The sequence below is a fragment of the Cellulophaga sp. F20128 genome (genome assembly GCF_023015805.1).
Taxonomy (GTDB): domain Bacteria; phylum Bacteroidota; class Bacteroidia; order Flavobacteriales; family Flavobacteriaceae; genus Cellulophaga.
This window is the reverse complement of the sequence record NZ_JALKBA010000001.1, coordinates 250,657-263,812: the sequence shown is the minus strand read 5'-3', so window position 1 is coordinate 263,812 and position 13,156 is coordinate 250,657. Positions and strand designations below refer to the sequence as shown.

Genomic DNA, 13,156 nt, shown 5'->3' with positions numbered 1-13,156 from the left:
TATCGTATGGGGTAAAGACACTATATTTATTGCTTGCAATAACTATTTCATAAATTCTTTATTTCCTTTGCAAATACCTATTAAATTTGCACCATAAATGGCACATTTAGACCACATCACAACCCCTGCAGATTTGCGTAGGCTCAGCAAAGAAGATTTGCCTGCCCTTGCACAGGAGCTTCGTAATTTTATTATAGACATAGTTTCTGTGAAGGAAGGACATTTAGGAGCCAGTTTGGGTGTGGTAGAACTTACCATTGCCTTGCATTACATTTTTAACACCCCTGTAGATAAGTTAATTTGGGATGTAGGTCACCAAGCCTATGGGCATAAAATTTTAACGGGGAGGAAAACTATTTTTGAAACCAATAGAAGATTTAATGGAATAAGTGGGTTTCCAAAACGAAGTGAAAGTGTATATGATGATTTTGGCACCGGCCATAGTTCTACTTCTATTTCTGCTATTTTAGGAATGGCAATCGCTTCTAAAATTAAAGGAGACATTACAAAACAACATATTGCGGTTATTGGTGATGCTTCTATTGCCAGCGGGATGGCTTTTGAAGGTTTAAACCATGCTGGTGTAACAGATGCCAATGTTTTAATCATTTTAAATGATAATGCCATTGGAATAGACCCTAGTGTAGGGGCCTTAAAGTTATATCTAACCAATGTTAAAAAAGGCAAGGCCAAGCAAGACAATATATTTGAAGCCTTAAATTTTGAATATTCGGGGCCTATCGATGGTCATGATATAGAAAGTTTGATAGTAGAGCTAGAACGATTAAAATCGGTTCCCGGTCCAAAGTTTTTGCATATAATTACTACCAAGGGCAAGGGGTTAAAACAGGCTGAGGAAAATCAGGTAACCTACCATGCTCCCGGGAAATTTAACAAGATTACTGGAGATTTGCTGCCCAAAACAAATGAAAATGGGATACCAAAATATCAAGATGTTTTTGGGTATACAATTGTAGAGTTAGCAAAACAAAATAAAAATATTGTCGGTATTACCCCAGCTATGCCTACAGGGAGTTCTTTAAAAATAATGATGGAAGAACTGCCTGATCGAGCCTTTGATGTAGGCATTGCGGAGCAACATGCAGTTACAATGGCTGCGGGTATGGTAGCGGAAGGGTTGGTGCCATTTTGCAACATTTATTCTACATTTTTACAGCGTGCTTATGATCAGGTCATTCACGATGTGGCTTTGCAAAATTTACCAGTTATTTTTTGTTTAGATCGGGCAGGATTGGTGGGAGAAGATGGTGCAACACATCACGGGGTATACGATTTGGCTTACTTGCGCTGTATTCCTAATCTAATTATTTTTGCTCCAATGAATGAGATAGAGCTTCGGAATATCATGTACACCGCCCAATTGGGTTTGCCGCACCCTATTGCTATTCGTTATCCAAGAGGAAGGGGGGTTACTTCAAATTGGAAGATGCCTTTTCAGAAAATTGCCATTGGGAGCGCTCAGGAGTTAAAAAAAGGCACAAAAATTGCTGTGTTGTCTGTTGGTCATATAGGCAATATGGTAACGAGCGTTTTAGAGGAGATAAATTCAGACGCCATTGGGCATTTTAATATGCGATTTATTAAGCCTTTAGATCGCGAGAAATTGGCATTTATTTTTAAAGAATACACCCGAATTGTTACAATCGAGGACGGTTGTAAAATTGGAGGATTTGGTAGTGCTGTGTTAGAATTTGCAAATGAAAATGATAGTTACAAAAAAATAGATGTGCTTGGAATAGATGATGTGTTTGTCCAACACGGAAGTGTTGAAGAATTACAAAATTTAAATAATATAGGAGCCAATGTGTTTAAAAAGCACATGGAATCCCTGCTTAATATAAAAAAGAAATGTTGAAAAAGATTATTGTTTGTGCTTTGGTTGTTCTTAATTATAATGTAGTCATAGGGCAGGTGCCAAGCAATCCCATAGTAGTTGATTCTGTTGTTGTAGATACTACTATCGTAGGTACTATTGTAGTTAGAACAACTCAAGAAAAAATAAAACAAATACCAAGGGGTGTTGTCCTTGCTAATCCTCGGATATCTTTCAATAAAACAAAGGCAAAAACAGAAAAGTTTAAATGGTTTAGAATTCCTTCTTTTTGGGATACCACAAATAAACTAGGTATTGCCTTAAACGAAGTAGCTTTCATCAACTGGAGAGCTGGGGGAAACAATGCGGTTACGGCACTTGGGGATGTTCGTTTTGAGCGGAATTATAAATTTAGATATGTGCAATGGAACAATCGGTTAGATCTCCGTTATGGGTTAAGCTCCCAGGAGGGTGAAAAGCTGAGAAAGGCAGATGACGCTATAAAGTTTAGCTCTACATTTGCATATAGAAGAGACACTATTAGCAATTGGTATTATTCGGTGAAAGCCAATTTTAATACCCAATTTGCTAATGGATACAAATACCCAAATAGGGATAAAAAAATATCGAAATTTATGGCACCTGGGTATTTGTTTTTAGGGGCAGGTACCTCATACATTCCTGAAGGTAAAAAGCTTAACTTGTATATTTCTCCCATAACCCAAAAGGCTACGTTTGTTTTAGACGATGATTTGGCAAATGCTGGAGCTTTTGGTGTTAAAAAAGCAATTAAGGATGCAGAAGGCATTGTTATCACAAAAGGAGAAAAAACATTAATGGAGTTTGGGTTTCTGGTAACCAATACATGGAAAACTAACCTTTTTGAAAATATAACCTTAGACCATGACCTTACTTTATACACAGACTATCTAAATAGTTTTGGCAATATCGATATCGATTGGGAACTGAAGATTGGTATGAAGGTCAATCAATTTGTAAAAGCAACCATAGGTACCAACGTTATTTATGATGATGATATATTGTTTGATGAAATTAAAACAGGTGGAATTGTTACGACACCTGGAAGACCCAAAACACAGTTCAAGCAATTATTAGGTGTAGGTCTCTCCTATGATTTTTAAAGTTGTTTTCCCATGATTTTATTGTGGATGTGCACAGCAGAACTGTCCGATAAACTCGCCACATAGCAACAGGTGTTTAATAAAATAGTATATAAAGAGACATCTGTTTTTTGATAATATTCCGGCAAAGTACTCAGGAGTAATTTGTCGTAATTAGAAGCCTTGCCTTCAGCTGTTTTTACAAGTGCTGTAGTGTATACATCTAAAATATCGGAAATGATTTTATAACCCGCTATTTCTTTATCAATGACTTCTTGTGATTGATAAACCTTAGTAATACTTAAGGATATAATATCTTCAATTTGAGCTTTATAGTTGCTCTTGTCTAACAAAGCAACATCAAATGAACCGGCTAGGATACGTTCTTCGTTTTCAATAAATACATCCACAGCATCTGTAATTAAGGTGTTTATAGCAAGCGCTCTTAAATAACTTAAGCGGTCTTGCATGTAAACCATTTGGTTGTACTTTTTGGTGTTTATCTTATCTTTTACCAGTTTAATTAAGTACTCTAAAGCGTAATCTTCAGAGATTAAGCCAAGATTTATACCGTCTTCAAAATCGATAATGGTATAGCAAATATCATCGGCCGCTTCAACCAAATAGGTTAATGGATGGCGCGAAAATGAAATGTCTTTACCCTTACGTGTTTGTAGTAAGCCTAGTTCTTCGGCAACTTCGGTAAAGAATTGTTTTTCAGGTTGAAAAAACCCAAACTTCTTATCTGCAATATGCTTGGTAGGTTTCTTTGGTAAAGACTCTTTTGGATATTTCATGAATGTCCCTAGGGTGGCATAGCTTAACCGCAATCCGCCTTCAGCTCCTATTCTGGATTCTGTCAATAATTTAAATCCGTTGGCATTACCTTCAAAATCTATAATGTCTTGGTATTCTTTTTCGTTTAATACAGTCTGGTATTTTTTGCCATTTCCGGTCTTAAAATATTCTCCAATCGCTTTTTCTCCACTATGCCCAAAAGGCGGATTTCCAATATCATGTGCTAAAGAAGCAACGGCAACAATGGCACCAAAATCATTGTAGTGGTAGCCGTGCATTTCTTTAAGATGTGGGTGTTTTTCTAGTATTTGTTTTCCAACAATTCTGCCTAAACTTCTTCCAACAACAGAAACCTCCAAACTATGTGTAAGTCTGGTGTGAACAAAATCGGTTTTAGACAAGGGTATTACTTGGGTCTTGTCTTGCAAACTCCTAAAAGCAGATGAAAATATAACACGGTCGTAATCGACCTCAAATCCAAGACGAGTTTCGTCTTGTTCTTTACGTAATCTTTTATTGGTGTCGCCAAAGCGCTTTAAGGATAATAATTGTTCCCAATTCATGGTAGAAAATTTATAGGTGCAAGATACTCAAATCACTTTTTTAATACTGGAAGATTTGGGGTTAAAAACAGAAATAAATTGAACAACATAAAAAAGTAGAAGGTGTCAAGTGATATTCTTAATGATTACTTAATCTTAGGGTTACATATGTTTTAATTGAAAGCGCTTACTTCGCCTATAACGGATTACATGCATTAGATATTGGTTTTTGTCGACTTCATCTTCTAGAATGTTTCCAAATGCTGCCTCTTGCAAAGAGGCAGCATTATTTTTATTTATTTAAAAGTTAATATAGACTAAACATTAAATTAACATTGATATTGGTTCTTTGCAGCGACAAAAATCAATACTATGAAAAAGGTTATAGCTCTAGGGCTATTAATATCCGCTTCTTTATTTTCTTACGGACAAGAATCAAATGCCCCCAAATTTGGAAAAGGGATATTAAATCTTGTAGGTCAAGATAGTACCTGGACCATGAATGTTTCTGCACGAATGCAAATTTTAGGTACAGGGCAGTGGGAAGAAAATACGCTGGGTAATTTAACTTCTGTAGGTTCTAATTTTTCTGTTCGTAGGGCCCGTTTAAAATTTAAAGGATTTGCATATTCTCCTAAACTTAAATATAAAATAGAGCTGGGCTTGTCTAACAGAGACCTTTCTGGAGCCTCAGAATTTACACATAATGCACCAAGGTACATTTTGGATGCAGTAGTTATGTGGAATTTCTATGAAAATTTTGAATTATGGGTGGGGCAAACAAAACTACCTGGAAATTTAGAACGTACCGTGTCATCTGCGAATCTACAATTGGTAGATAGGTCATTATTAAACAGTAAATTTACCATAGATCGAGATATGGGGGTGCAGTTGCATCATAAGATTAGGATTTCCGATAAGTTTTTTGTCCGTGAAAAATTATCTATAGCACAGGGTGAAGGTCGCAATGTAACCAGAGGAAATTTAGGAGGGTATCAATACACCGGAAGATTAGAACTGATGCCTTTTGGCTTATTTTCCAGTTCTGGAGAATATGTTGGTAGTGATCTAAAGAGAGAAAAAACACCCAAATTAATGCTAGCTGCAGCATACGACCTAAATAATGATGCGGTAAAGACTAGAAGTAATCAAGGCAATTATATGTTTACTACAGATGGCTTTTATAGTACAGATATTAGCACTGTTTTTTTAGATGCAACCTTTAAATACCAGGGTTTTACTTTTATGGGTGAATATGCACATAGGGATGCTAAAGATCCTATCGCAAAGAATGGCGATGGCTCTTTAACTGGAGACTTTGTGCAAGAAGGACATGGTCTAAATTTAATGTCGGGGTATCTTTTTAAAAACAATTGGGAGGTAACAGGAAGGTATACTATGGCAGAATTAGAAAATAATAGTATTGGAAAAAACAGAGAAAAACAACATACTTTAGGTCTTTCTAAGTACATTGTGGGCCATAAGTTAAAAGTGCAGACCGATATTACCTACTTTGAAGAAACAATGGGTTCAAACGGATTTATGTATCGCTTGCAACTCGAGGTTCATTTTTAATTAAAATTAACCTTAAGATAACCTTAGAAATAAATAAACAAAACATATTTGCAAATTGAATTTTATTAATTATGGAGAGTAATATTTACCTTATAATGATTATTGCCTTAGCTGTGCTAGCTGTGGCAGACCTTGTAGTTGGTGTTAGTAATGATGCTGTTAATTTTTTAAATTCTGCAATAGGTTCTAAAGCGATTTCTTTTAGAACAATCATGATAGTAGCCAGTGTTGGTATAGCGCTGGGAGCCATATTTTCAAGTGGTATGATGGAAGTTGCCCGAAAGGGAATTTTTAATCCTGGGGAATTCTACTTCAATGAAATTATGTTCATTTTTATGGCTGTAATGATTACCGACATATTGCTGCTCGATTTTTTTAATACGCTTGGGATGCCAACTTCTACAACGGTGTCTATTGTTTTTGAATTGTTAGGAGCGGCGGTAGCTATGGCTTTAATTAAAATATTAAATGCTGGGGGTAGTTTTTCAGAACTGGTGAATTATATCAATACTTCTAAAGCCACTGAAATTATATTGGGAATCCTGCTCTCGGTCGTTGTGGCATTTTCCATAGGTGCTCTGGTGCAGTGGGTGTCTCGATTGTTATTGTCCTATGATTTTGAAAAGAAGGCAAGATGGGTAGGCGCCTTGTTTGGTGGTATAGCCTTATCAGCAATAACCTATTTTATCTTTATGAAAGGGATAAAAGGTACAGCCTATGGGAGTGAACACTTTACTTTCTTAGGCGGACTTACCATTAAAGACTTTTTGGAAACAGAATGGTTAGGTATTGTATTGGCTAACTTTGTACTTTGGTCATTAATTGCGTATCTGTTAACTGTTTTTGCAAAGGTTAATATTTACAAATTAATTATAGGGGTTGGAACCTTTGCCTTGGCCTTGGCCTTTGCAGGTAATGATTTAGTTAACTTTATAGGTGTTCCTATTGCAGCTTATCAATCGTACATGGAGTGGGTAGCTTCGGGTCAATTGGCTACAGAGTTTAGCATGGAAATTCTTTCTGAAAAAGTGCCTACGCCTACTTTATTATTATTCTTATCTGGTATGATTATGGTGGCAACCTTATGGTTTTCTAAAAAGGCACGCTATGTTGCAGAAACAGAAATAAACTTATCACGAGAAGGAGAAGGAAAAGAGCGATTTGAACCTAATTTTTTATCTAGAAGTATCGTTAGATTAGGGATGGCAATTTCACAGTATACCGACACCATACTACCTAAATCGGTATCTGATAAAATAGAAACTAAATTTCAAAAACAAACCATAGCGCTTTCTAAGGATAAAACCTATGAAATGCCAGCCTTTGATATGGTTAGAGCGGCTGTGAATTTAATGGTTGCTGGTATTCTAATTTCTATTGCTACCTCTTACAAGTTGCCGTTATCTACCACATATGTGACGTTTATGGTGGCTATGGGAACTTCCTTGGCAGATAGGGCTTGGGGAGCAGAAAGTGCAGTGTATAGAGTAGCAGGTGTGTTAAATGTGATTGGTGGATGGTTTGGTACGGCTATCATAGCCTTTACCGCTTCCGGTATTATTTTAACCTTAATTAATTTTGGAACAGGGGCTGCAATTGCCATTTTATTATTTGTTGCCGTGTTATTGTTGGCTAGAAACTATATTTCATACAATAAAAAATCGAAAGAGATTAAGGCAGAAGATAGCTTGCGAAGAGCAGAAAGCAGTTCTGTGCAAGGGGTAATCGCTGAGAGTGTTAAAAACACTTCTAATGTTGTTAAAAGAACAAACAAAATTTATACAAATGCGATAGACGGTCTTGCAAAGCAGAACTTGGATATTCTTAAAAAGAATAAAAAAGGAGTTGTTAAACTTACAGATGAAATTGATGACTTAAGAGATCATATCTTTTACTTTATAAAAAACTTGGATGACGCAAGCGTAGGAGCAAGTGATTTTTATATCAATATTTTAGGATATTTACAAGATATGGCCCAGTCCTTGGAGTATATTACTAAAATATCATACAAGCATATTAACAATAACCACAAAAAATTAAAATACAATCAAATAAAAGAGTTAAAAGAGATTAACTATAAGTTAGATCATATTTTAAGCGAAACTCAGATTGCTTTTGATTCTCGTGCTATTGAAAAAATAGGGGTTCTTATCAATGAAAAAGACGATTTGTTTGCTTTATTGTCTGAAAAAATACAGAAACAGGTAGAACGAACTAGAACAGAAGAATCTAGTCCTAAAAATACGACCCTTTATTTCTCTTTATTGATAGAGACTAAAGATTTAATGACTGCTACCATGAATATGTTAGAGTTGTATTACAAAGAACATGACAGTAGTATACCTCCAGCGACGATATCAGAGTAATAGCGTAGGAATGAATATTGAAAAAACCCCAGCCATAGTAGGTTGGGGTTTTCGTTTTATAGTGTTCTGGGTAATAATGGCTGAAAATAGTTAATATCGTGAAATTTTTAAATGAGCGTGAAATCCTTTGACTGTTTCTTTACCTAAACTCCTATTTTAGAAACTTGATCGCTGGAATGTATTTGTGTGTTTTACCGTTAGAAACTTTAAAAATATTTAGAATTACAATGATAAAGTTATAACCGTACATAATGAAAACGGGTATTAATGTTTTTGTAAAAAAGTAGGGGCTATCTATATAATAATCTACATATTTAAAGTAGAGACCTGAAAACAAAAAATAATAGTATAGAAATAATACAAGCGACCAGGTTATTTCAAAATTTAGAATGGCCTTGCCCAATTCATGAACTCCTTTGATTTTATTTTTTTTATAACGCCACAAGAGGAGAGGAATAAGTATTCCTAGCAAAGGGAAAAACAAAAAACTGAGCACCGATATAGACATTAAATTTTTATATTTTAGGTCTTCTAAAACAACACTATCAATGAGCTGGTCAGAGGTAGTATTAAGGGCTTTGGCTAACCTATTCAATGTATCGCCTCTGGGTACCGTTTCGTTGTTTTCAATACGTTGTATTGTCCTTAAGCTTAAGCCAGATTCATCTGCTACTACTTCTTGGGACAACCCATTTTGTAGCCTTAATTCCTTTGCGCGGTCTGAAAGGTTCAGTTGTTTCATTTTTATGAGCTATATCTAAGCAAATGTATGCAAGAAAGGTGTTTAATGGTTGCGTCAATATTATGACATTTTAAAAATCAGGCCATATTTAACACCGCAAACAACCTATTTATACTAGGTTAGTTCCTTGGTATAAGATAAAAAAACCAACAGAACATCCGACCTTTTGGGATGGTGTGCAAGCTTTGGAAAACAATTACTAGACAGCTATTTTTGGTTTTAATTTCCTTCTCCAATACACAATATAAATGGTTCCAAGTATAGAGGGTAAAATCCAAGCCATAAGATTTCCTATTCCTAATCCGGCAACAATAAAAGCTGTAACGGATGCTATAAAAGCGCCAATCATTTTGCCAATATGATTTGCAAGCCATTTGTTGTTGGTAACCTTCAATTTCTTATAAAATAAAAAGTCCCTAATGGTCAATGAAAGTCCAAAACCGCCAAAAAATATAAAAAGGAAATAGGCTGTATTGCCTTTTAACAAGCCATAAGCGCCGTATAGAACCATAATCGTAGAAAGTAGAAGCATTGTTCCGGAGGTTATCCAATGTAAGGGTTTCGCTTGTTTTATCTTTTTGGACTTAAAGGTCAATATTTGGTTTCCAGAAACCACCAAATAAATGGTGAATAATCCAATAAGAAAAAGAAAGGTATTCTCGTGATTGGGCATCCAAGAAATGGGTATGATAATAAGTGAACTTGTAATCATACCAATAGAAAATAATTTTCCCATTTTTTTATGAGGTACACTTCCCTTTTTTACGATGATACTTCCAAGGCCCATTATTAATCCAAGGCCACCAAAAAAGGCATGGATGTAAATAAAAATTCGAATTGTTTCTTCCATTTGTTTTAGTTCTTTGCACCAAATTAATAGTGAGAGGTTCGCTTTTGTTTTTAGTAAAAATCAATTGATATAGGGCACTGTTTCGGTAGCATCAAGCTTGTAGCCCCATTTTTCTATATAGGCAGCGCCCGGCAAAAATTCATCATCCAAACGGTTGAGTTCTGCACTCAACAATTGGTCTAAATCTTTCGCAACTGATGTAAAGTCTGGGTTTTCAGTAAGGTTGTGTAATTGATAAGGATCAGTACTATTATCAAAAAGTAGCCAATCGCCTGATAAGCCTTTGGCGTAGGTATATTTTTTTGTAATTACCCCTCTAAACTCCCGCCCGCCGCGGCTCCTATTCCATTGTCCAAAAGGTTGTACACAAGCCACAAGCGAAGCTTCTCTGGTATCTGCTTTTTTACCTAATAGTATATCGGTAATATCTTCTCCATCCAAATCATCAGGGATGGCTAAGCCAGACATGCCTAATAGCGTAGGAAGTATATCCAAAGTATTTAATAGGAAATCACTCTTCTTTGCTGCTGTTCCAAATAACCTTGGATATTTAATGATAAAAGGAACTTTGGCCGATTCTTCATAGATTTTTTGTTTCTTAATTTGGCCTTGACTATTAATCATATCGCCGTGGTCTGACGTAAAAACAAAAATAGTATTGTCTTCAATATTACTACGCTTAATGGCATCTTGCAATTGCTTAATATAACTATCTAGGGCAGAGCAATGTGCGTAGTATCCTCTTAGTGATTCTTTTGTTTGTTGGGCTAGTTCTTCAGGTACATTAGGTCGTAACTGTATATCCATATTTTCGTATAAATCTTGGAATTCTTTAGGAGCCGTTTTATAAGGTGCATGCGGTGGACCCCAAGAGAGCATCAAACTAAAAGGAGTATCACTTTTAGATTGCTCCTCAATATAGGCAATGGCATCTTCGGTTTGTGCTTTAGCATCATAACCATCCCATTGATGCAATTTGTCGTCATTGCCCCAATAATTAGAGTTGTTATAACTATGCGTGCAGGCTAATACCTTCCAATAATCGAAACCTTGTCGCCTTTCCTTAGGAATAAAGGCTGAACGGTCTTGGCCATCAACATGCCATTTTCCAATATAGGCTGTAGTATAACCCTCTTCTTTAAGGAGCTTACCAAAACTATTGGCTTCGGGGTCTAGGGATACATCATTCATAAACATCCCATTTTTCAAGATATATTGCCCAGTTAAGAGCATAGCTCTATAGGGTGTACATACGGGGCTGGTAGAAATGGCATTGGTAAACGAAATCCCTTCGGATGCAAGCTTGTCAAAATTAGGCGTTTTCACATCTGGGTTGCCAGCGTAGCCCATTGCTTGTGCCCGCCATTGATCAGCAAAAACATAAATAATATTGGGTTTTTTAACTTTTTGGGTACAGGATATAAGGAATAACGATAGTAATAAAATAAAAATACTGTTTCTCATTGTAGTCCGAGTCATTTACAAATGCTTGTAATGTTAGTATTCTCAAATTTAGTAATTAAAAATGGAACCTTACTTCTGGGAAGAACGGCAAAGGGTTGTAAGTCGGTAATAAATGGGATGCGTTACGAATTTTTACCGTGGTTGAAACAATGTTGGTTTCCGAATATAAGCTGCAAAAATAGTTGCTATTACAATTAGAATAGCAACTTCAGCTGGTTTGCCTTTGTAGAGGTGAATAAGAACAATACAAGTCATGTGCAAGGCTAATAGCGTTGTTCCAAGAAGTAAGGTTTTGTTGTATAAAAATAGAACTGTGGCCAGTACCAAAAAAAGACCCGCACCAATGAGAACATGTCTGTTGGTAACAACTTTATCTATGGGGTTAGAGCCAAGTATTTTAAGGAAAGCGTTTGGGATAAAAATCAAAGTTAGAATTATAGAAGGAAGCCACTTCAATACAGTAGCACCTATTTTTTTATCTTTCATATTGATTGTCATAATAAAAACGGATTAGCTGTTTCTCCCTTGCTCTTTTCTGTAACCGTTAAACAGTAGTGCTGCCATAGCGAACCAAATAAAACGATATACCCAAATATTCATTTCAATTCCAAAAAGAATTGCAGTATCCTCCGTTCTGAAAAAGCTATAGGTTACATTTAGTAAAGCGAGTACCATTCCTATAATTAAAAAGGTTTTTCTCATATTGTTTGTGTTTTAATTTTCCTGTTTATGCCCAATTCATTCTTATGTTTTTGGGGAGTAGGGGCTACAAATATGCATAAATTTATTGCGTTGTTCCTTATAAGGCTGGTAATAACTCCATTATTTTTCCAATACCAGAGGCATCCATTTCAACCAAATGAATGCCACTGAATATGAAGGTCAAAATATGAGCATAACAAATAGTATGGTTTGCATTGAATGGATGTTTTGCACAACTCTATTTTAGGAATACGCTGTTCGTGGTTTATTCCAGTTTCTTTTCAATGTATTTTACATGTTTAATTGTGCTATTTGCAACTTGACTAAATTCCCATATTTGATTCATTTTAGGCATATCGGGTATCAGAAATAAAGTGTCTAATGTTACTGCGTAATGCCCATTTGTTTTATCGACAAGAATTATTTCCGTAATTTTTCCAGGAGCGTTGGTCGAGATCAAGCGATGATCAGATATTTCATTTTTAATATCTTGATAAAATGCTGAAAATTTTAAATTTTCATACTCGGTCAAGGCCTTTTTTTTCTTTTCAGTTTTTGCTGTAACGGCATGTTCTTCTTTTGTAGATTCTTGTTTTTTATTGGAATTGCAAGCAGCAATCCCAATGAGTAAGGTGATAAGAATAATTCTGGTTATTGTTTTCATTTTTTTAAGTATAAGCTTTTTAAGGTTCTGTTTTAGGTATAATTGTTAGGGGTCTTTAGTTGTTTGTTTTTTCCATTTCGTATAAGTCAAGACCTTCTCCCCAATAATTTTTCTCAATTCGAGTGATACTATAATCAAATTTCTCAAAAAATTTATAAGCCAATTGGGATGTTGTTACTATAAATTTTTCTACCCGTTTATCTTTTCTTAATAGTTCTAAGCAATAAAGTACCGATTGTTTACCCAAGCCTTGTCCTGAATAGTTTGGATCAAAAAATATCCAGGTAATTCGACCAGAATTGTCCTTTTTATGGATATAATAACCTGTTCCACCAACAATAATATGGTCTACTTCTACCGTCAAATAAGTAGCTGCCTTTTGGGCTAGATAGGCTTCAAAATCCTGAACTTCTGTAATGTCAAAATATTTTGGCGTGTTAAGAGCAAATATTCTCAATAAATGCGGTTTATCTGCTGGTTTATACGGTCTTATCATCG

Annotated in this window: 12 protein-coding genes; 4 read left to right on the top strand and 8 right to left on the bottom strand. The window is 35.5% G+C overall.

Going from position 1 to position 13,156, the window contains the following annotated elements:
- Positions 1 to 97: 97 nt before the first annotated feature.
- Both MWU65_RS01100 and MWU65_RS01095 read left to right on the top strand, forming a co-directional pair.
- A complete protein-coding gene (locus MWU65_RS01100; protein WP_247075003.1) occupies positions 98 to 1,876 on the top strand; it encodes a 1-deoxy-D-xylulose-5-phosphate synthase in 1,779 nt (592 codons plus the stop codon).
- Entirely contained in the window at positions 1,870 to 2,976 is a 1,107-nt protein-coding gene (locus MWU65_RS01095; protein ID WP_247075001.1) for a DUF3078 domain-containing protein, read from the top strand. Before MWU65_RS01100 ends, MWU65_RS01095 begins: the two co-directional genes overlap by 7 nt.
- On the opposite strand, the gene MWU65_RS01090 is transcribed toward MWU65_RS01095, so the two are convergent.
- On the bottom strand, positions 2,973 to 4,316 hold the full coding sequence (locus tag MWU65_RS01090) for a deoxyguanosinetriphosphate triphosphohydrolase (protein WP_247075000.1): 1,344 nt from the start codon (positions 4,314 to 4,316) through the stop codon (positions 2,973 to 2,975). The two genes, MWU65_RS01095 and MWU65_RS01090, sit on opposite strands and share 4 nt — an antisense overlap.
- A gap of 351 nt (positions 4,317 to 4,667) precedes the next feature.
- Here MWU65_RS01090 and MWU65_RS01085 point away from each other — a divergent pair, with 351 nt between their 5' ends.
- Positions 4,668 to 5,870, top strand: coding sequence for a porin (locus MWU65_RS01085; RefSeq protein WP_247074997.1), 1,203 nt, complete (start codon positions 4,668 to 4,670; stop codon positions 5,868 to 5,870).
- Positions 5,871 to 5,941: 71 nt separating this feature from the next.
- The gene (locus MWU65_RS01080; RefSeq protein ID WP_247074995.1) at positions 5,942 to 8,236 is read left to right on the top strand and encodes an inorganic phosphate transporter; all 2,295 of its coding nucleotides are present in this window, start codon (positions 5,942 to 5,944) and stop codon (positions 8,234 to 8,236) included.
- 151 nt (positions 8,237 to 8,387) lie between these two features.
- Here the strand turns inward: MWU65_RS01080 and MWU65_RS01075 are convergent, their stop codons facing one another.
- The 7 genes from MWU65_RS01075 to MWU65_RS01045 form a co-directional block, all read right to left on the bottom strand.
- The gene (locus MWU65_RS01075) at positions 8,388 to 8,978 is read right to left on the bottom strand and encodes a helix-turn-helix domain-containing protein (protein ID WP_247074992.1); all 591 of its coding nucleotides are present in this window, start codon (positions 8,976 to 8,978) and stop codon (positions 8,388 to 8,390) included.
- Positions 8,979 to 9,177: 199 nt separating this feature from the next.
- Complete coding sequence (locus tag MWU65_RS01070) at positions 9,178 to 9,828, bottom strand: hypothetical protein (RefSeq protein WP_247074991.1); 651 nt, start codon at positions 9,826 to 9,828, stop codon at positions 9,178 to 9,180.
- 60 nt (positions 9,829 to 9,888) lie between these two features.
- Entirely contained in the window at positions 9,889 to 11,292 is a 1,404-nt protein-coding gene (locus MWU65_RS01065; RefSeq protein ID WP_247074990.1) for a sulfatase, read from the bottom strand.
- A 132-nt stretch (positions 11,293 to 11,424) separates the two neighbouring features.
- Positions 11,425 to 11,778 (bottom strand): hypothetical protein, encoded by a 354-nt coding sequence (locus tag MWU65_RS01060; protein WP_247074988.1) that lies wholly within the window; start codon positions 11,776 to 11,778, stop codon positions 11,425 to 11,427.
- Positions 11,779 to 11,802: 24 nt separating this feature from the next.
- Entirely contained in the window at positions 11,803 to 11,994 is a 192-nt protein-coding gene (locus MWU65_RS01055; RefSeq protein WP_247074986.1) for a hypothetical protein, read from the bottom strand.
- Positions 11,995 to 12,259: 265 nt separating this feature from the next.
- Positions 12,260 to 12,658, bottom strand: a complete 399-nt coding sequence (locus MWU65_RS01050) for a hypothetical protein (RefSeq protein WP_247074984.1) — start codon at positions 12,656 to 12,658, stop codon at positions 12,260 to 12,262.
- A 55-nt stretch (positions 12,659 to 12,713) separates the two neighbouring features.
- On the bottom strand, positions 12,714 to 13,154 hold the full coding sequence (locus MWU65_RS01045) for a GNAT family N-acetyltransferase (RefSeq protein WP_247074982.1): 441 nt from the start codon (positions 13,152 to 13,154) through the stop codon (positions 12,714 to 12,716).
- Between the last annotated feature and the right edge of the window lie 2 nt (positions 13,155 to 13,156).